Origin of the sequence: Actinosynnema sp. NPDC053489 (assembly GCF_044544865.1) — a bacterium.
Taxonomy (GTDB): Bacteria; Actinomycetota; Actinomycetes; order Mycobacteriales; family Pseudonocardiaceae; genus Actinosynnema.
In genome coordinates, this window is sequence record NZ_JBITXT010000012.1 from 22749 (window position 1) to 40547 (window position 17799).

Consider the following 17799-nt stretch of genomic DNA (forward strand, 5'->3'; position numbering starts at 1 on the left):
TTCGGGGGGTGGAGGTCACCGTCGGCCGGGCCGACGGCTCGGGCGGGCACGGCGAGGCGGACGAACGGCCTACCTGGCGTCGTCCGCCCTGCGCGCTCGCCGTCCCGGGGCGAAGCCCGTCCGACGTTCCACGGTGTCCTGCAACTCCTGTTCGCGCTCCGACATCCCGGCGCGCACCTCGGCGCCGAACGAGCCGATGGCGCCCGCCAGCTCGCGCAGGCCCTGGCCGACGTTCTCGCCGATGCCCGCGGGGGTGGCGGCGTGCGCGGCCTGGCCCGCCTTGCGGGTGGCGAACACGCCGGCGGCGATGCCGAGCCCGAACCAGAACAGCCGCCTCATCGCCTGCCCCTGCGTCGCGTGTGCTTGCTCGCGATCTCCTTGGTCGCCCGCCGGGCGCGGATCGCCTTGCTCACCCCGTAGGACAGCGCGGCGGCCTTCACCAGCGGCCCACCGAGGGTGGCGGTGAACAGCGAGGTCAGCGCGGAGACGTTGCCGGTGACCGCGCGGGCGTTGGCGGTGATGCCGTCGACCCGCTCCAACTGCGTGTTCACGTGCGTGATGGTGGCGTTCGCGCCGGTGAACAGCGGGTCGGAGTTCTGGTGCGCCTTGCGGATGGCGATCGTGGCCTCGTCCAGCGTCCGGCCCAGCTTGATCAACGGGATCGCCAGCAGGAGCACAAGCAGCACGAACGCGCCGGCGGCGACCAGCGCGGCGATCTGCCCTGGCGACACGGATCCTCCTGGAGGGGCTGGCTCGGTGGTTGAGGCACCCTAGGGTAGCGCGGGTCGCCCGGACGGCCCCTGGTGGATCGACGCCGCGCCTGTCATGGGCGGGTCGCGGGCATCCCCCGGTGAACTGTGAGAAGTACTCGAACGTCCGATGACCCGGGACCGCCCGTTGCCGTAACGTGATCTTCCTGTCCAGCTTCACCACCCGGAGGAGGAAGCCGACATGGCGCAGGAGAACGACACGTACTTCGAGGCCCCGTCCAGCGGTCTGCTGCTCGGCGCGCAGGCGCTGACCACCGCGGTCGACCGCCGCAAGGCCAACGGCGCGGTCGCCGACAACGACACGGGCGAGGACGCCGACCAGAAGTGAGCCGGTCGGACAGCACGACGTTGACGTTGGCTGACCTCGTCGCACCGGTCGGGGTCAGCCAGTTCTTCTCCACCGTCGTGGGCCGGGTCCACCGGAGGTTCCCCGGCCCCGCCGGGCGGTTCGCCGGACTGATGCCCTGGTCCGAGGTCAACCGGGTGCTGCGCGAGCACCGGTTGCAGTTCCCGCGGCTGCGCCTGGCGCAGGACGGCGCGAGCATCCCCGAGCACACCTACACCGACTCGGTCGAGACGGGCCGGGCCGGGGTCGTGCACCGCATCCTGCCCGCGGCGTTCGCCGAGCGGCTGCGCGGCGGCGCGACCATGGTCCTGGACGCGGTGCAGGAGCTGTCCGCGCCGGTCGGGCGGCTGGCCCTGGCCCTAGAGCACGAGTTCCGGGAACGGGTCCAGGTCAACCTGTACGCGGGGTGGGGCGTCACGCACGGCTTCGACGTGCACTGGGACGACCACGACACGCTCATCCTCCAGGTCTCCGGGCGCAAGCGGTGGCGCGTGTACGGCGCGACCCGCCCGGTGCCGCTGTCCCGGGACGTGGAGCCACCGCAGCGGCCCACCACCGAACCGCTGGACGACTTCGTGCTGGAGGACGGCGACGCCCTCTACGTGCCGCGCGGCCACTGGCACGACGTGTCGGCGATGGGCGAGGAGTCGCTGCACCTCACGATCGGCCTGCACCAGGCGACGGGGATCGACCTGATGAGCTGGCTGGTGGACCGGCTGCGGTCGGAGGAGGTGTTCCGGGAGGACCTGCCCCGATTCGCCCCGGCCGAGGACCGCGCGGCCCGCGCGGAGGCGTTGCGGGCCAAGGTCGTCGAGCTGATGGACGCCACGCTGGTGGACCGCTTCCTGGCCGACCGCGACGCCCTGGCGCCGGCGATCGAGCACGCGGGCCTGCCGTGGACGGCGACGCGGGACCCGCTGCCCGAGGGGGACGAGGCCGAGGTGCGGCTGCTGACGCCGCGGGCCGTGCTCGACGTCGGGCCCGACGCGGTGTCGCTGTCGGCGGCCGGGCAGCGGCTGGTGTTCGCCGCACCGGCGGCACCGGTTCTCCGAATGCTCGTGGGCAGTGCCGCGCACACGGTGAAGTCGCTGGTGGAGGCCGGGGCGCCGGCGCTGGACCGGACCACGGTGCGGGCGCTGCTGGCCGAGCTGGTCCGCCACGGAGTGCTCGCCCCGGAGTGATCCGATAAGGTAAGGCATGCCTCATTCGCCTTCGGATGGCTTGCCGGGTTGCTCGGTGGTCACGCGACTGCTGGGCAGCAGCCCCGCCGGAACAGCGACGATGATGACGTCGTGGCTGCTCGTCGAGGCGCCGGGTCCGTGGGCGGCGAACGCGCTGGAGACCACTCTCGACGGGGTGTTCGACCCGGAGGTGCTGGCGCGGGCCCGGTCGCTCGGCCTGCGCCCGCTGCTGATCCGGCGGCCGGGCAGGCACCACCGGACCGCGGCCGACGGGCGGACCGTCTACGTGGCCAGCGGTCGCCCGGAGAACCGGTGGCTGGAGCGGATTCGGGTGGCCGACCTGGGCGAGCTGCGCGACCTGGACCTGCTCGCGGTCGCCCGCGGTGCCGGCGGCCACGGCGAACCGGTGGACTCGTCGCTGTTCCTGGTGTGCACGCATGGCAAGAAGGACATGTGCTGCGCGGTGTTCGGCCGCCCGGTCGCGGACACCCTGCACAAGAACCACCCCGACCAGACGTGGGAGGTCAGCCACGTCGGCGGTGACGTGTGGGCGGGCAACCTGCTGGTCGTGCCCAGCGGGTTCATGCACGGGCAGCTCAGCCCGGACGAGGCGGCGCTCGTGGCGAAGGCGGCGCGGCTGGGCCAGGTGCTGCCGGACCAGCTGCGCGGCCGGTCGTCCGCGCCGAGCCTGTGGGCCCAGTACGCCGAGATCACCCTGCGCAAGCAGCTCGGGCTGCGCGGCCTCGACGCCGTGCTGACCGTCGCGGAGCGGGATGCCGAAGGCGCGGCCGAGCCCGGTGAGTCGCGCGTCGTCACGGTGCGTTGCCTCGACCAGACCTACGAGGTCGCCGTCAGCCGCACCCGCGTGGACGCCACCGCCCGCAGCCGCTGCGCGGGCCGGTTCACCACCTCCTCCTTCACCACCGGGACCGTGCGGGCGCTGACCCCGGCCTGATCCCGGCCCGGTCCCGGCCCGGTCCCGGCCGCCTCGCGCGGACCGCCCGGCGCACGCGTGCCACCTGGTGGGACGGCGGGCCATGTCCCCCGTTTGGCGTCGATTCGATCGTGGTCGCGTTGGCTACCGTGGTCACGCGAGTGATCGTCACACCACGTACCGTCACGGGTTCTCGGCACCGGGCACCGCGCGACCGGGCTCGGTCCGCGCGCGAGGTCACGGCTCGGCCCGGCAGGCGGTGTCCCGCCCCCGTCAGCCGCGCCCCGGCGAGCGGGCGTCCGCGGAAGGAGCCGCATGAGTCCCGATCCGCTGGCGGGCGACCCCCGGTCGACCGCCGAGCACGCGCACCTGGAGGCGTTGCTGCGCTGCTGGGTGCGCGAGCTGGGCGTGCCGGTGACCGACCGGGTGCGGGTCGACGTGCTCGGGCTGCCGGTGGAGGCCGGGGTCCGGTACGCGTCGCCGACCGGGTGGCACCGGTTCGGTCCGGTGACGCTGGCGGGCAGGCCGGCCGACCCCGTGGTGGTGGCGGCGCTGGCGGGCGCGGAACTCGCCGGCGACGACGGCGCCCGCCGGGTGGCCGACCTGGTGGAGGGCACGGCGGAGTCGGTGCGCCGGGTCGCGGGGTTCGTGGCCTACCGGCGGCGCCTGCCGGTGGGCCCGGCGGACCGGTTCCTCGACAGCGAGCAGCGGCTGATGCTCGGGCACCCGCACCACCCCGTGCCCCGCAGCCGCGACGGCCTGTCCGACGCCGACAACGCCCGGTACGCGCCGGAGCTGCGCGGGTCGTTCCCGCTGTTCTGGTTCTCCGCCGCCGAGGAGGTCGTGTCGCACGGGTCGGTGACCGGGCCGGACGCGCCGACGTTGATGGCGGAGCTGGCGGGGCGCGACCCCGGGCGCGGTCGGGTGCTGGTGCCCGCGCACCCGTGGCAGGCGCACGACCTGCTGGCCAGGCCGCGGATCGCGTCGCTGGTCTCCCGGGGGCTGCTGGAGCCGCTGGGCGAGTCGGGCCCGGCGTGGTCGCCCACGTCGAGCCTGCGCGCGGTGTACCGGACGGGCGCGCCGGTGATGCTGGAGCTGTCGCTGGGCCTGCGGACCGCCGGCTCGCGGCACGAGTCGACGTCCGCCGAGCTGCGCCGGGGCGCGGAGGCGCACCGGCTGCTCGAATCCGGCTACGCCTCGGGCACGGAGAAGGCGCACCCGGAGTTCAGCCTCGTGCGCGACCCGGCGTGGCTCGCCGTGGACGAGGGCGGTGACGTCACGGGGCTCGACGTGGTGGTGCGCGAGGTGCCGCCGGACCTCGGCGACTCGCGGTGCCTGGCGGGCATGGTGGCGCCCAGACCCGGCATCGGGCGGTCCCTGCTGGGCGAGTTCGTGCTGCGGCTGGACGCGGCCCGGTGGGTCGCCGACTACACCGACCGCGTGCTGGTGCCGGTGCTGCGGCTGTACGCCGAGACCGGCATCGGGCTCGCGGCGCACCAGCGGGACACGCTGGTGCGGCTGGACCCGGCGGGCCGGGTCGTCGGCGGGCGCTACCGGGGCAACCGGGGCCACCACCTGGCGGCCTCGCACCTGCCGCGGGTGCTGGAGCGGCTGGGCGCGGGGCGGACGGCCTTGGCCGTGGCGGACGACGCGGTCGTGGACGACCTGCTGACGCACCACCTGCTGCACGACCAGGCGTTCGCGGTGATCGGCTGCCTCGGCGTGGAGGGGCTGGCCGACGAGCGCGCCCTGCTGGGCGTGCTGGCGTCGCGGCTGGAGGCGGCGCTGCCCGCGCTGGCCGAGGCGGGCCCGGACGGCGACCGGCTGGCCCGCCGCTGGTTGACCGCCGACGTGCTGCCGACCGAGGCGCACCTGCTGACCGGGCTCGCCGACCGCGACGAGGGGTCCGCCGCGCCCGACGCGCGGCCGGTGCGCGTCGACGTGCCGAACCCGCTGCGGGAGGCGACGTGCGCCCGGTGACCCACCTCGACGCCTACCGACCGACCGGCGACCTGTCGGCCGTGCCCGGTCCCCCGCTGCCGGTGCTCACCGACGGCTGGCACGCCCGCGTGGTCGACCCGGCCACGTCCGACCTCGACGTGGTGCACCGCTGGATGCAGGCGCCGCACGTGGCCGCGTTCTGGCACCGGGCGTGGCCGCGCGAGGAGTGGGAGCGGGAGCTGCGCCGGCAGCTGTCCGGCCGCCGCTCGCTGCCGGTGCTGGTGAGCCGGGACGAGGACCCGGTGATCTACCTGGAGGTGTACCGGACGGCCCGGGACGTGGTGGCGCGGGTCTACCCCGCCCGGCCGCACGACCTCGGGCTGCACGTGGCGGTCGGCGAGCTGTCGATGACCGACCAGGGGCTGGTGCGCGGGCTGCTGCCGGTGCTGGCGACGGCGCTGTTCGAGGCGGACCCGCGGTGCACGCGGGTGCTGCTGGAGCCGGACGTGCGCAACCGGCGCGCCATCGCGTCGTTCCTCGCGGCCGGGTTCGCGCCGGTGGGCGAGGTGCTGTTGCCGGACAAGGTCGCGCTGCTGATGGTGCGCACGCGCTGAGCGCCGGGTCGGCCGCCTCGCCCGGTATCCCCGGCCGGGCGAGGCGGCCGGGGTCCTACGGGCGGGCCAGGGTCAGGTAGGCGAAGCCGAGTTCGCCCCGGTAGCCCTTCAGCCAGCCGTCGCGGTGCTCGTCGACGACGCGGCGCACCTCGTCGGCGTCCGGGTGGTCCGGGTGGTCGAGGAGCCACAGCTCCCGGGCCGCGCACCAGCGGGACTCGAACGCGTCCCACTCGTCCGCGGTGGCGGTGGTGAGGGAGAGCGGGCGGTAGCCGCGGGCCAGGGCCAGGTCGACCAGGTCGGCGAGGGTGCCGAAGCCCTCCTCGCCGAAGATCTCCAGCGACCGCGGGCCGGGCGGTCGCTCCCAGAACGCGTCCCCCAGCAGGAGGACGCCACCGGGGCGGACGCGGGCGTGCATGGCCTCCAGGGTGCCCTCGGTGCCGCCCCACGCGTGCGACGCGCCGATCGAGATCGCCACGTCGGCGGGTTCCGCGGCCCACGTGGTGACGTCCGCCAGGTCCAGCGCGACGCGCGAGGCCAGGCCCCTGGCCTCCGCGTTCGCCCGGCCGCGCGTGACGGCGTGCTCGTCGCTGTCGACGCCGAGGCCACGCGCGCCCGGCACGTGCCCCACCGCCCGCAGCAGCAGTTCCGCCCAGCCGCAGCCGTAGTCGACCACCGAGTCGCCCGACCGCAGGCGCAGGCCGGAGATCAGGTCGTGCGCCTTCGCGTCGGAGAGCGGCGAGTTGAAGTCGAGCAGGGCGTGGCCGTTCTGCGGTGGGTCCGTCACGAGCCACACCGTGTCAGAACGCGGGCGGATCGGAAATGGATTTACTCCTGGCCGCGCACGACCCGGCGCAGCTTCGGCAGCCGTTCGGCGATCACCCGCTCGGCTCCCCGCCCGGTCGGCTGGTAGTAGTCGCGGCCGACCAGGTCGTCCGGCGGGTACTGCTGGGTCAGCACGCCTTCCGGCACGTCGTGCGGGTAGCGGTAGCCCTGCGCGTTGCCGAGCTTCGCGGCGCCCGCGTAGTGGCCGTCGCGCAGGTGCGCCGGCACCGCGCCGATCGCGCCCTTGCGCACGTCCGCCATGGCCTCGCCGATCGCGGTCGTCACGGCGTTCGACTTCGGCGCGGTGGCCAGGTGGACGGTCGCCTGGGCCAGGTTCAGCGCGCACTCCGGCAGCCCGATCAGCTGCACGGCCTGCGCCGCGGCCACGCACGTCTGCAACGCCGTCGGGTCGGCCATGCCGACGTCCTCGCTGGCGTGGATCACGAGCCGCCGCGCGATGAACCGGGGGTCCTCCCCCGCCTCGATCATCCGGGCCAGGTAGTGCAGCGCCGCGTCCACGTCCGAGCCGCGGATCGACTTGATGAACGCGCTCGTCACGTCGTAGTGCTGGTCGCCCTGCCGGTCGTAGCGCACGGCCGCCTTGTCGACCGTCGCCTCCAGCGTCGCCAGGTCCAGCGCACCGCCGTCGCCGACCGCGTCCGCCGCCGCCTCCAACGCCGTCAACGCGCGCCGGGCGTCCCCACCCGCCAGCCGGACCAGGTGGTCCTCGGCGTCGGGCTCGACGGTGATCGCGCCGCCGAGGCCGCGTTCGTCCGCCACGGCCCGCCGGACCAGCTCGCGCACCGCGTCGTCGGTCAGCGGGCGCAGTTGCAGCACCAGCGAGCGGGACAGCAGCGGCGAGACGACGGAGAAGAACGGGTTCTCCGTGGTCGCCGCGACCAGCAGCACGATCCGGTCCTCCACCGCGCCCAGCAGCGCGTCCTGCTGGGTCTTGGAGAACCGGTGCACCTCGTCGATGAAGAGCACGGTGGACTCGCCGGAGCGGACCAGGCGGCGGCGTGCCTCCTCGATGACCGCGCGCACCTCCTTCACGCCCGCCGACAGCGCCGACAGCGCCGCGAACCGCCGACCGGTGGCCTGCGAGACCAGCGTGGCCAGCGTCGTCTTGCCGGTGCCCGGCGGGCCGTAGAGCATGACCGAGGCGGGCGACGAACCCTCCACCAGCCTGCGCAGCGGCGCGCCCGGCCCGAGCAGGTGGTCCTGCCCGACGACCTCGTCCAGGGTGCGCGGGCGCATCCGGACGGCCAGCGGCGCGTTGGCGGCGATGCGCGCCGCCTTCTCCTCCGGGTCGACGCCGAACAAGCCGTCGTCGAACAGGCCCTCGTTCACGCGTTCGACTGTAGCTCCCCCGTGCACAGCCGCTGTCCGAGCGTGCAGCGGCGGTTCCCGCGCGGGTCGCCGGCCGGGCAGGGTGTGCGCCATGAGCGAGTTGAGCCCGGAGCAGATCGCCCGGCACGCCTACGACGCGGGGTTCCGCAGGCAGGACCTCACGATCGCCGTGGCGGTCGCGCTGGCCGAGTCCGGCGGCGACCCGCGGGCGCACAACGCCACCCCGCCGGACAACTCCTACGGGTTGTGGCAGATCAACATGCTGGGCGCGATGGGTCCGGCGCGGCGGCGCGAGTTCGGGCTGGGGTCCAACCGGGAGCTGTTCGACCCGGCGGAGAACGCCCGCGCGGCGAACAGGATCTCCGGTGACGGTCGTTCGTGGACACCGTGGTCGACCTACACCAACGGCGCGTACAAGCGGCACCTGGACGAGGCGCGGCGGGGCGTCGAGGCGATGAAGCGCGGCGGCTCCGGCGGCGGTTCGGGGGGCGGCTCCGGCGGCGGCTCGCGCGGTGGTTCTTCCGGTGGCTCGCGCGGCGGCGGGTTCTCCGTGGACGTCGGCGTGCTGCGCGACTACGCGCGGCGGACCCGGAACTCGGCCGACGACCTCACCGCGCTCGGCAGGCGGCACGTGCGGGAGGTCCGGGAGATCGCCGACGACAGCTTCGGGCGCATCGGCAGGCAGTCCGGTTTCGCCGAGGCGCTGGACAACTTCGGCGCGGCGCTGCGCAAGCAGGTCAAGGCGGTCGCGCACAACACCGACGCGCTGGCGACGTCCGCGAGTCGCGCCGCCCGCGCGTACCGGGAGCAGGAGGACGACATCGCCGGCTCGTTCCGCGGCGGTCTCACCGGCGGAGGGGAGGGCTAGTGGACACCAGGGCGATGGCCCGGCACTTCGCCGAGAGCATGATCGGGCACCGCAACTCGTTGGCGGGCAAGGAGGACGACGCGGTGAAGGTGCAGTACGCGCTGCACCAGACCGCGACCGGGCTCACCGACCAGCACGAGGACCAGCGCAAGGCCGCCAGGACCGTGCTGGAGCACTGGGAGGGCGACAACTCCGAGGGCTTCGAGAAGCGCTCGCGCCGGCTGGCCGCGCAGGTGCGGACGACCGCCGACGCGGCCCGTGACGCGGAGGAGGTCGTCGCCGGGGTGACCAGCGCGCTGACGACCGGGCACGCGCGGGCGCGGCGGGCCGTGGACGAGTACCTGGACCGGGCCACCCGGCTGCTGGACGCGGGCAAGGCCGTCGGCACGCAGGCGGCGCTGCTCAGGGCCGTGGCGCAGGCCGCGGACCTGGAGCCGGGGTACACCAAGGAGACCGCCGAGGCCGTGCGGCACGTGCGGGGCGAGCTGGAGGACGCCGCCCGCAGGCTGCGCGCGTTGGAGAAGGAGGTCGAGCACGACGGCGTCGCGGACGGCAGGGCCGAACGCACCCGCGGCTCGACCAAGCCGTCCCGGGCGCGCGCCCGCGGCCGTTCCCGGACGATCATCTCGGCCGCGCGCAAGGAGCTGGGCACGCGGGAGAACCCGCCGGGCAGCAACCGCAACCCGTACGGGCCGACGGCGGCGTGGTGCTCGTCGTTCGCCACGGCGATGTGGCGCAGGGCCGGGGTGGACATCCCGCTCCTGCCGTTCACCGGCGACGTGTTCCGGTGGGGGCAGAAGCACGGCAAGGCGTACACGTCGTTGAGCGCCGTGCGGCCGGGTGACGTGCTGCTGTTCGGGACCGGGCCGAGCAGCCCGGCGACCAGCAAGCACATCGGCATCGTGGAGAAGGTCTCGGACGGGACCGTGACGCTGATCGAGGGCAACTCGGGCGACAGCGTGCGGCGCAACACGCACCGGCTCAGCTCGGCGACGTTCTACGGAGGGGTGCACCCGTGATCACGGGCAACGCGCACGACCCGGACACGGGGATCTCGGTCGAGGTGGGCCCCGGCGGCGGGCTGCGGGACCTGGTGCTCGACTCGCGGTCGGTGCGGCTGGGGCAGTCGGGGCTGGCGCGGGCGATCCTGGCGCTGGTCGACGCGGCGACGGCGCGGGCGAACGCGCGGGCGCGGCACCTGGTCGGCGACGAGGTGGCGTCGCTGGGGTTGGACGTGCGGACGGCGATGGTCGAGTCGGTCGAGGACACGACTCCCGAGACGTGGCGGGTGTGATGGGGCTGGGCGAGCGGTTGGACGCCGTGCGGGCGGAGGCGTCGGCGTCCGGCGTGACCGTGGTGGTGGACCTGCACGGCAAGCCGGTGGACCTGTCGTTCACGCGGGAGGCGCTGGCCGTGCGGCCGGCCGAGCTGGCGGCGCTGGTCCGCCGGCTGGCCGACGAAGCCGCCGCGGCGGCCGTGGCGCAGGGCACGTCGATCCTGGCCGACGTCGTGCCACCGCACCTGTTGACGTCCTGAGCGTTGAACTCGGGGGTCGCGAACGTACGACACACGGGCCCTGAACGTAGGACTCTCGCGAGAGTCCTACGTTCGGGGCGCGAGAGTCGTACGTTCAGGACCCGTGAGTTCGACGCTCAGGCGCGGACCTGGGAGAGCAGGGCGGCCAGGTGGCGGGTCAGCCACGGGGTGTCGGCCGGGGAGAGCTGGACCCACTCGGCGTCCGGGGCCTGCTCGGTGGTCAGGGCGTAGCGGCCGGCGGCGGTCTCGGTCCAGCTCAGGACGCGGGTGCGGCCCGCCGGGCCCGTCGCGGCCAGTTGCCCGGTCGACCGGCGCGGCGAGTCGACCAGCGTCGTGATCGAACGGGTGGCGCGGCCGGTGATGGCGGCTTGGGCCAGCGCCCGTTCCAGGGCCGCGTGGCCGGCCTGGGCGTAGGCGTCCATCGCGGCGGCGAACACGGACCTCGGCATCCGCACCTGCTCCCCCGGCCCGGCGGCCGCGTCGCCGATCACGCGCGTCATCGCGGCCGCCAGGTCGGTGATCGGCTCCAGCGCCACCTCGCGGTCGTTCAGCACGGCCAGCACGCCCCGCCGCCCGCGCGAGGTCGCCAGCACCCGCCACGGCAGCGGCCGGAAGACCAGCGCGTCCACCGACACCTCGCCGTGCGCCAGCAGGGCGAACAGGTCCTCCAGCTCCGGCGACACGTCCGAGCCGTCGGCCAGCCCCGCCTCGGTCAACGACCCCAGCACGCGGGTGCCCAGCTCGTCCCGCTCCTCGACCGTCGCGCCGTGCGACGGCACCTCGAGCGGGTAGGGCGGGTGACCCGCGCCCAGGTCCTCCCACAGCAGGTCGAACTCCAGGTGGGACAGGACGACCGCGGTCCCCGAACGTCGCGCCATGAGCCCAGAAGGTAGCCGCCCGCGGCCTCGCGCGCGGCCGGTTGGGCAACACCGGTGGCTACGCTGCTCCCCGTGGACGTCGCCGGCGGGTTCCTGACTGTGCGGGCCTCCGGCGCGGCCGCGGCCAAAGCCGCGCTCAGCGGGGGTGCGGCCACCCCGGAGCACATCCAGCTGCTGGTCGGCTGCACGGTCGCGGGCGGGGTCCCCGGCAACGGCGCCGCGCTTCGGTTTCCCGATTGCGCGCTGCACGTGCTGCCGGACGTGGTGATGCTGACCGTGGCCGAGGCGCGGCTCACCGTCGGCTTCGGCGAGCTGAAACCGCTCATGTTCCGACCCGTCCCGGTCGACGCCGCCCTGCACGCGGTGTTCTCCGGCGCGATCGCCCAGGTGCTCGCCGCCGCGCACGCCCTCGACCCGCACGGCCTGTCGCACCACCTGCTGGGCCTGGCCGAACTCGTGCTGCGCAGCGCGCTGCGCGCCGAGCTGGAACGCGTGGACGCCCTGGTGGCGCGGCGGCGCGAGGCGTTGGACTACATGCGCGAGCACCTGGCGGACCCGTCCCTGAGCGCGGACCGGGTCGCCGAGGCGCTGTTCATCTCCCGCCGCCGCCTCTACCAGCTGTTCGACGACGGGCAGGGCGTGTCCGAGCGCATCCGCGGCCTGCGGATCGACCGGGCCAAGGCGTTGCTGTCCGACCCGGCCAAGGCCGCGCGCGGCATCGGCGAGATCGCCAAGGACTGCGGTTTCGTCAGCGCCGCGCACTTCTCCCGGACGTTCCGCCAGGTGGTCGGGCAGACGCCGAGCGAGTTCCGGAACCGCTGAACTCCACGCCCGACACGAACCGGCCCGCGAGGCCCGCGACCTCCAGCCAGCCGCGCCCGGTCGGCGAGTGCAGCGTGAACACCGCGATCCGCGGGTGGTCCGGGTCGGTCACCACGACCTGCAGCTGGGCTCCCGGCCCGGTCACCGGGATGCGCTCCACGATCACCACCGGGTAGCCGGTCGCCGTCACGCCCCTGGTGACCTCGCGGATCGCCGGCCCGTCGAGGTGGAACGCGGGCTCGCCGGGGTCGGCGGGCCGGTCGACGGGCACCACGCCCGCCACGAGCAGCGCCGGGTCGGCGTCGCGGTGCTCGACCACGGCCAGCAGTCCCGCGCCGGTGCGGTGCGCCAGCTCGGCGGCCTGCGTGGCGGAGACCTCCAGCCCGGGGTCGCGGGTGCCCTTGATCCGGCGCAGGACCTCCAGCAGGTCGGCCGCGGTGCGCTCGGGGGTGCTTAATGCCACCGGGGTCACCCCCGGCACGGGAGCGAGTCTCACCCCAGGCCCGCCCGGAACGCCGCCGCCGCGCCCCTGGTGGACGCCGGTCGAGGTGGGCCGAGCAGCACGGACGCCAGTTCCGCGGTGATCGACGAGAAGTTGGCCAGCGCGTCGGCGACGACCGTCGAGGGCTCCTCGGCGCGCAGCCGTTCGGCGACCCGCCTGGCCTCGGCGCGGTGGTCGCGCTCCAGCAGCCGGGCCTCGTCCAGCACGTCGTCCAGCTGCCCGCGCAGCTCGTCGTGCCGCGCCACGGCCCGGTCGTGCGCCTCGCCGTCGGCGGCGGTGAACGCGGCCATCGCGCCGGTCCGGTCCACCTCGTCGGCCGCCTCGGCGAGCGCGCGGCGCAACCCCGTCGCGCGCCGGTCCAGCTCCTCGGCCCGCCGCTGGTTGCCCAGCAGCGTGGTGGCCCAGCCGTCGAGCACCTCGGCCGCCGCCCGCATCGCGCGGCGCACCGCCGTCAGCTCCGACACCACCGCCTCCAACCGCGTCCTGAACCCGTCCGCCGCCGCACCCGTCCACCGCTCCGGTGGCGCGCCGGGAACCGCGAAGGAGACCGACAACCGCTCGCTCGCCGCCGCCACCGCGCCCGCGTGGCCGGGCGCGGGGTCGAAACCCAGGCCCCGGTAGTCAGTCATGGCGCAGCTCGTCGGCCTGCCGGTACGTCTCACCCGCCGCGCGCAACGCGTCCGCCATCGCGTCCAGCTCCACCCCGCGCAGCACCTCGGCCCACTCGGCGACGAGCCGCGCGACCGCCTCCGCCACGCCCTCGGGACCGAGGTCGCCCGGCGGTTCGCCCACCGCGGCCGCGGCGGCGCGCACCTCGTCGGCCGCCTCCTCCAGCCGGCCCGCGAACGCGGTCAGCTCGTCGGGGTCGACCAGGTAGCCGTCGCTCATTCGCCGAGCACCGGCGGGAACGCGGGCGGCAGGTCGTCGAGCAGGTCGAGGCCGTTGTCGTAGCGGTTGCGGTGCTCGCCGTCCTCCTCGCGCCCGGCGGGCGCGGTCGGCGGGTACATGCCGAAGCCCTGCGGGCCGCCCGCGCCGCCGACCGGTCCGACACCGCCGCGGGCCGCCGCACCGCCCGGCACCGCGCCCAGCACACCGGACGCGCCGCCGGGACCGAACCCGCCCGCCGCACCGCCGCCCGGACCACCGGTGCCGCCGGGGCCGAACGAGCCGCCGCCCGGGCCGTGCTGCGAGCCGAACCCGCCGGGACCGCCGAAGCCGCCGGGACCGCCGCCGTAACCGTAACCGCCGGGACCGCCGTAGCCACCGGGGCTCCCGTAGCCGCCGCCCGCCACCGCCGGCCCACCGGCCGCCGCGACGGACGTCGTGCCCTCCGGTCGTGCGCCGGGGTCGTCCGGCACCGGGTCGGCCGTGCCCGCGGGGTCGGTCGGGGTGGGGACCGGCGGACCGGGCTCGCGCGGCGGCTCGACCCACGACGGCGGCGCGGGCGCGGGGCGGTGGTCGGGTGTCACCTGCGTCGTGGCGGGCGCCTCGTCGAACACCGGCAGCGCGCGGTCGATGCCCTGCGCCGCCGCCTCGTACTGCTCCATGACCCGGACGGCCCGGTCCATGGCCTCCTGCTGCTCCCGCTTGTCCGGCAGGTGGTCGTCCAGGAGCTGGTTGAGCATGTACGCGCCCTGCGGCCCGTCGAGCGCGGTCACGTCGTAACCGGCGCGGAACCACCGCTCGGCGTCGGGGTGCACCGGCTCGGGGATGGCCCGCGCCGCCTCCGACACGGCCGAGGTGTAGGCGTCCATGCCGGTGCCGACCTCGTACGCGTCCTGCGAGGACCGGGCGGCCCACCTGGTCAGCTCCGACGCCGAGGTCGCCGCCGCGGCCGCCGACGGGCCGCGCCACGACAGCACCAGGTTCTGCACGATCTTCTGCACGTCCGAGGTCGCCTGGTCGATGTCGGCGGCCAGGCGCTGCCACTCGTACGTGCGGGTGGCCATCTGGGCGGCGTCGGCGGACTTCACCATGTCCCACAGCTGCCGGTGGGTGTACGCCCGCCAGTTGATCTTGCCGAAGTTCTCGGGCTTCCGGTTGGCCTCGCGCTGCCGCACCCGCTTCCCGGCGCGCCGCCTGCTCGCCCGCGACGGGTCGTGGAAGTCGGAGAAGTACCCGTCCTTGCGCTCGTTCACAGCCGCCCCATGGTCCGCGCCACCTGCTCGTCCTCGGCCTGGTGGGTCGCGCCCACCTCGCGCAGCGCCTCGCGCAGCGCCGTCAGCTCCTCCAGGTAGGACCGCAGCGCCGCCCGCACGCCGCCGCCGACGTCCCCGCCGCGCAGGCCGAACGCCCGGCGCATGTTCAGCGCCACCGGGCCCTTGCCGTCGCCGAGCGGCTGGTCCATCTCCCGGTCGGCGCGCGCCAGCAGGTCGGTCAGCACGCCGTGCAGCCGGTCGAGGTCGGACACCGCCGTGCCGAAGGACGCGAGGTCCAGCTCGATGCGGTCACCGCCCTCGGCGACGACGCCGGCCGCGCCAGCCCCGGTCGGCCGGGACACCTCCGGCACCGCGACCGCGTCCGACCCGCGCTGCTCGTGGCGCAGCTCTTCGCGCATCCGCCTGGCGTCCTCGACGCCGCGCACCCTGACGACCATGGAGCACATCGTGGTGTGCCCGCGCGCGGGTGGCCAGACCGGGTGCACAGCGGGAGCAGCGCGGGTGCACGATCGGACAAGCCACCGCGCCCGGCCAGTCGTGGCCGCGGCGCTCGGCCGGGCGGGTGAGGCGGGAGTCGCGGGCGCGGGTGTTCGGTGGAGGGCGACCGGTGTGGGAGGATTGCCACCCGTGCCGTCACCCGCCGTTCACGCGCGCGCCGTGTTGCTCGCCGGCCCCTCCGGTTCGGGCAAGTCCACCCTCGCCGCCCACCTCGGCCTGCCCGTGCTGCGGCTGGACGACTTCTACCGCGAGGGCGACGACCCGCTGCTGCCCCGCGACGACGCGGGCCTGCCCGACTGGGACGCCGAGGGCTCGTGGAACACCGCCGACGCGCTGGCCGCGGTGGTCGAGCTGGCCACCACCGGCACGGTCGAGGCGCCGGTCTACGCGCTCGGCGAGGACCGGCGGGTCGGCTGCCGCACGGTGACCGCGCCCGGCCTGTTCGTCGCCGAGGGCCTGTTCGCCGACCGGCTGGTGGCGGGTTGCCGCGAGGCGGGCGTGCTGGCCGACGCGATCGTGCTCGCGCCCAGCGCCGCGGTGACGTTCGTCCGCCGGTTCGCCCGGGACGTGGCCGAGGCGCGCAAGCCGGTGCCGCTGCTGGCCCGGCGCGGGCTGCGGCTGATGCGGGAGCACGCCGGCGTGGTGCGCCGCTGCGTGGACGCGGGCATGCGCCCGACCCGCCCGGACCGGGTGCGCCTGGCCACGATCGGGGGGATGGCACCCGCGACGGTGTAGCCCGGACGTGCCGGGGGTACTGCTGCCGGCATGGCTGAGTACGAGCAGGAGCAGACGATCCCGGTCGACGCGCGGGTGGTGTTCGACCTGGCTCGGGACGTGTCCGCGATGGAGGCGTGGCTGCCCGACGGGCTCCAGGTCGAGCCGAGCGGTCCGGAGCGGGTGACCGGGCGGGTGTCGATGGGGGACGAGATCGACGAGGCCGAGGGCTACCTGGCCGCGGACGCCGACCAGCGCCGGCTGGAGTGGGGCGACCTGGAGGGCGGCGGCTACTCGGGGTGGCTCCAGGTGGACGACGACGGCCCGGGCCGCAGCCGCGTGGTGCTGCACCTGGAGGTCGGCGGCGAGCACCAGGCGGCCGAGGGCGGCGAAGCGCACGAGATCACCGACGAGTACCTGACCCAGGCGTTGAACCGGCTGGCGGCGCTGGCCACGCAGAGCGCTTCCTAGGTCTTCCCGGCCCGGCGGGTCCGAGCGGCGGCGACCGGTGGTCGCCGCCGTTCTCGCGTGCCCACCGGACGGAGCAGCGCGCCCGGAAGAACGCCGGAGACCTCGTGCCCACTTCCGGGTGTAATCCGATGAGGCCATAGAGCCCCACCCGCTGCGCCGCGCAGATGCACTGCGTAGCGGCCCATTCACAGATCGAGGTACTCGCGGTTACAGTCAGGGCCAGTTCCTGGGAGCGTTCCCAGAACCTCAACGAGGAGGTGAACGACGTGACGGCCCGACGATGGATCGCGCTGGCGACGGCCGGTGCGGCCAGCCTGCTGATCGCCGCGCTCGTGAGCGTGGTCAGCCCCACCACGGCGTCCGCACACGGCGCGATGATGACGCCGGGCAGCCGGACGTTCCTGTGCTGGAAGGACGGCCTGAGCCCGCAGGGCGACATCCAGCCGAAGAACCCGGCCTGCGCCGCCGCGGTGGCGGCGGGCGGCACCAACGCCCTCTACAACTGGTTCGGCGTGCTGCGGTCCGACGGCGCCGGGCGCACCAGCGGGTTCATCCCCGACGGCAAGCTGTGCAGCGGCGGCAACCCGACGTTCTCCGGGTTCGACATCGCCCGCAACGACTACCCGGTGACCCACCTGACCGCCGGCGCGAACTTCGGCTTCACCTACAACAAGTGGGCCGCGCACCCCGGCACGTTCCACCTGTACATCACCAAGGACAGCTGGAGCCCGACCCGCCCGCTGGCGTGGAGCGACCTGGAGAGCACGCCGTTCCACAGCGTCACCAACCCGCCGAACAGCGGCGCGGTCGGCACGGTCGACGGCAAGTACTACTGGAACGCGACCCTGCCGTCGGGCAAGTCCGGTCGCCACATCATCTACTCGGTGTGGACCCGCTCGGACAGCGCGGAGACCTTCTACAACTGCTCCGACGTCGTCTTCGACGGTGGCAACGGCCAGGAGACGGGTGTCGGCAACGGCAACCCGACGACGACCACCACCACGACCACGACGACCACCACGACGACCTCCACCAGCACGACCACCCCGACGTCGACCACGACGCCGACCACCCCGAGCAACCCGGGTGGCAGCTGCATGGCGATCTACAAGGTCACCAGCGCCTGGTCGGGCGGTTTCCAGGCCGAGGTCCAGCTCATGAACCACAGCACCAGCGCCTACAACGGCTGGACGGCGACGTGGACGTGGGGCGGCAACCAGTCGATCACCAGCCTGTGGAGCGGCGTCAAGTCCGGCTCCGGCTCGCAGGTGATCGTCAAGAACGCCGCGTGGAACGGCACGGTGCCGCCCGAGGGGTCGGTGACGTTCGGCTTCACGGCCAACTTCTCCGGCACCAACTCGCTGCCCACGGTGACCTGCACCAGCCCCTGACC

General features: G+C 75.0%; 23 protein-coding genes. 13 read left to right on the top strand and 10 right to left on the bottom strand.

All coding sequences use genetic code 11. The features are described from left to right. Positions 1-69 precede the first annotated feature (69 nt). Together ACIGNX_RS25505 and ACIGNX_RS25510 are read right to left on the bottom strand one after the other, a co-directional pair. Positions 70-339: a hypothetical protein gene (locus ACIGNX_RS25505; protein WP_396543215.1), complete on the bottom strand. Its 270-nt coding sequence runs from the start codon at positions 337-339 to the stop codon at positions 70-72. Next, positions 336-731, bottom strand: coding sequence for a DUF948 domain-containing protein (locus ACIGNX_RS25510; RefSeq protein WP_396543216.1), 396 nt, complete (start codon positions 729-731; stop codon positions 336-338). The genes ACIGNX_RS25505 and ACIGNX_RS25510 overlap by 4 nt, the downstream gene beginning before the upstream one ends. Before the next feature lie 220 nt (positions 732-951). Between ACIGNX_RS25510 and ACIGNX_RS25515 the strand changes: the two genes are divergently transcribed. The 5 genes from ACIGNX_RS25515 to ACIGNX_RS25535 all read left to right on the top strand — a co-directional run bounded on the left by ACIGNX_RS25515 (position 952) and on the right by ACIGNX_RS25535 (position 5786). Continuing rightward, positions 952-1098, top strand: a complete 147-nt coding sequence (locus ACIGNX_RS25515; protein WP_396543217.1) for a hypothetical protein — start codon at positions 952-954, stop codon at positions 1096-1098. After that, on the top strand, positions 1095-2297 hold the full coding sequence (locus ACIGNX_RS25520) for a cupin domain-containing protein (RefSeq protein WP_396543218.1): 1203 nt from the start codon (positions 1095-1097) through the stop codon (positions 2295-2297). Before ACIGNX_RS25515 ends, ACIGNX_RS25520 begins: the two co-directional genes overlap by 4 nt. A gap of 55 nt (positions 2298-2352) precedes the next feature. Further along, positions 2353-3252, top strand: coding sequence for a sucrase ferredoxin (locus ACIGNX_RS25525; RefSeq protein WP_396543219.1), 900 nt, complete (start codon positions 2353-2355; stop codon positions 3250-3252). A 294-nt stretch (positions 3253-3546) separates the two neighbouring features. After that, a complete protein-coding gene (locus ACIGNX_RS25530) occupies positions 3547-5211 on the top strand; it encodes an IucA/IucC family protein (RefSeq protein ID WP_396543220.1) in 1665 nt (554 codons plus the stop codon). Beyond that, complete coding sequence (locus tag ACIGNX_RS25535; RefSeq protein ID WP_396543221.1) at positions 5199-5786, top strand: GNAT family N-acetyltransferase; 588 nt, start codon at positions 5199-5201, stop codon at positions 5784-5786. Before ACIGNX_RS25530 ends, ACIGNX_RS25535 begins: the two co-directional genes overlap by 13 nt. A 55-nt stretch (positions 5787-5841) precedes the next feature. On the opposite strand, the gene ACIGNX_RS25540 is transcribed toward ACIGNX_RS25535, so the two are convergent. Further along, positions 5842-6570, bottom strand: coding sequence for an SAM-dependent methyltransferase (locus ACIGNX_RS25540; RefSeq protein ID WP_396543222.1), 729 nt, complete (start codon positions 6568-6570; stop codon positions 5842-5844). A 41-nt stretch (positions 6571-6611) separates the two neighbouring features. Then, complete coding sequence (locus ACIGNX_RS25545; protein ID WP_396543223.1) at positions 6612-7958, bottom strand: replication-associated recombination protein A; 1347 nt, start codon at positions 7956-7958, stop codon at positions 6612-6614. A 91-nt stretch (positions 7959-8049) separates the two neighbouring features. Between ACIGNX_RS25545 and ACIGNX_RS25550 the strand changes: the two genes are divergently transcribed. From ACIGNX_RS25550 to ACIGNX_RS25565, 4 genes are read left to right on the top strand one after another with little or no spacing between them, the layout of a single operon-like run. Next, positions 8050-8826, top strand: a complete 777-nt coding sequence (locus ACIGNX_RS25550) for a transglycosylase SLT domain-containing protein (RefSeq protein ID WP_396543224.1) — start codon at positions 8050-8052, stop codon at positions 8824-8826. Continuing rightward, the gene (locus tag ACIGNX_RS25555; protein WP_396543225.1) at positions 8826-9845 is read left to right on the top strand and encodes a CHAP domain-containing protein; all 1020 of its coding nucleotides are present in this window, start codon (positions 8826-8828) and stop codon (positions 9843-9845) included. The genes ACIGNX_RS25550 and ACIGNX_RS25555 overlap by 1 nt, the downstream gene beginning before the upstream one ends. Then, entirely contained in the window at positions 9842-10120 is a 279-nt protein-coding gene (locus ACIGNX_RS25560) for a YbaB/EbfC family DNA-binding protein (RefSeq protein WP_396543226.1), read from the top strand. The genes ACIGNX_RS25555 and ACIGNX_RS25560 overlap by 4 nt, the downstream gene beginning before the upstream one ends. Continuing rightward, positions 10108-10362, top strand: a complete 255-nt coding sequence (locus ACIGNX_RS25565) for a hypothetical protein (RefSeq protein WP_396543227.1) — start codon at positions 10108-10110, stop codon at positions 10360-10362. Before ACIGNX_RS25560 ends, ACIGNX_RS25565 begins: the two co-directional genes overlap by 13 nt. 116 nt (positions 10363-10478) lie before the next feature. Here ACIGNX_RS25565 and ACIGNX_RS25570 read toward each other — a convergent pair whose 3' ends face one another. Beyond that, positions 10479-11240, bottom strand: a complete 762-nt coding sequence (locus ACIGNX_RS25570) for an ESX secretion-associated protein EspG (protein ID WP_396543228.1) — start codon at positions 11238-11240, stop codon at positions 10479-10481. A 72-nt stretch (positions 11241-11312) separates the two neighbouring features. Here ACIGNX_RS25570 and ACIGNX_RS25575 point away from each other — a divergent pair, with 72 nt between their 5' ends. Beyond that, on the top strand, positions 11313-12062 hold the full coding sequence (locus tag ACIGNX_RS25575) for a helix-turn-helix transcriptional regulator (RefSeq protein WP_396543229.1): 750 nt from the start codon (positions 11313-11315) through the stop codon (positions 12060-12062). Here the strand turns inward: ACIGNX_RS25575 and ACIGNX_RS25580 are convergent. The 5 genes from ACIGNX_RS25580 to ACIGNX_RS25600 are packed head-to-tail and all read right to left on the bottom strand — an operon-like array spanning position 11989 to position 15160. After that, positions 11989-12543, bottom strand: coding sequence for a hypothetical protein (locus ACIGNX_RS25580; RefSeq protein WP_396543230.1), 555 nt, complete (start codon positions 12541-12543; stop codon positions 11989-11991). The two genes, ACIGNX_RS25575 and ACIGNX_RS25580, sit on opposite strands and share 74 nt — an antisense overlap. A gap of 11 nt (positions 12544-12554) precedes the next feature. Beyond that, positions 12555-13193 (bottom strand): hypothetical protein, encoded by a 639-nt coding sequence (locus ACIGNX_RS25585; RefSeq protein ID WP_396543231.1) that lies wholly within the window; start codon positions 13191-13193, stop codon positions 12555-12557. Then, the gene (locus ACIGNX_RS25590; RefSeq protein ID WP_396543232.1) at positions 13186-13452 is read right to left on the bottom strand and encodes a hypothetical protein; all 267 of its coding nucleotides are present in this window, start codon (positions 13450-13452) and stop codon (positions 13186-13188) included. The genes ACIGNX_RS25585 and ACIGNX_RS25590 overlap by 8 nt, the downstream gene beginning before the upstream one ends. After that, on the bottom strand, positions 13449-14702 hold the full coding sequence (locus ACIGNX_RS25595; RefSeq protein WP_396543233.1) for a PPE domain-containing protein: 1254 nt from the start codon (positions 14700-14702) through the stop codon (positions 13449-13451). Before ACIGNX_RS25595 ends, ACIGNX_RS25590 begins: the two co-directional genes overlap by 4 nt. After that, positions 14699-15160 (bottom strand): hypothetical protein, encoded by a 462-nt coding sequence (locus tag ACIGNX_RS25600; RefSeq protein ID WP_396543234.1) that lies wholly within the window; start codon positions 15158-15160, stop codon positions 14699-14701. The genes ACIGNX_RS25595 and ACIGNX_RS25600 overlap by 4 nt, the downstream gene beginning before the upstream one ends. Positions 15161-15380: 220 nt before the next feature. On the opposite strand from ACIGNX_RS25600, the gene ACIGNX_RS25605 reads away from it, so the two are divergent. The 3 genes from ACIGNX_RS25605 to ACIGNX_RS25615 all read left to right on the top strand — a co-directional run bounded on the left by ACIGNX_RS25605 (position 15381) and on the right by ACIGNX_RS25615 (position 17797). Then, a complete protein-coding gene (locus ACIGNX_RS25605) occupies positions 15381-15956 on the top strand; it encodes a uridine kinase (protein ID WP_396543235.1) in 576 nt (191 codons plus the stop codon). A 30-nt stretch (positions 15957-15986) separates the two neighbouring features. Beyond that, the gene (locus ACIGNX_RS25610; RefSeq protein ID WP_396543236.1) at positions 15987-16406 is read left to right on the top strand and encodes an SRPBCC family protein; all 420 of its coding nucleotides are present in this window, start codon (positions 15987-15989) and stop codon (positions 16404-16406) included. A gap of 266 nt (positions 16407-16672) precedes the next feature. Further along, complete coding sequence (locus tag ACIGNX_RS25615) at positions 16673-17797, top strand: lytic polysaccharide monooxygenase (protein ID WP_396543237.1); 1125 nt, start codon at positions 16673-16675, stop codon at positions 17795-17797. Positions 17798-17799 lie beyond the last annotated feature (2 nt).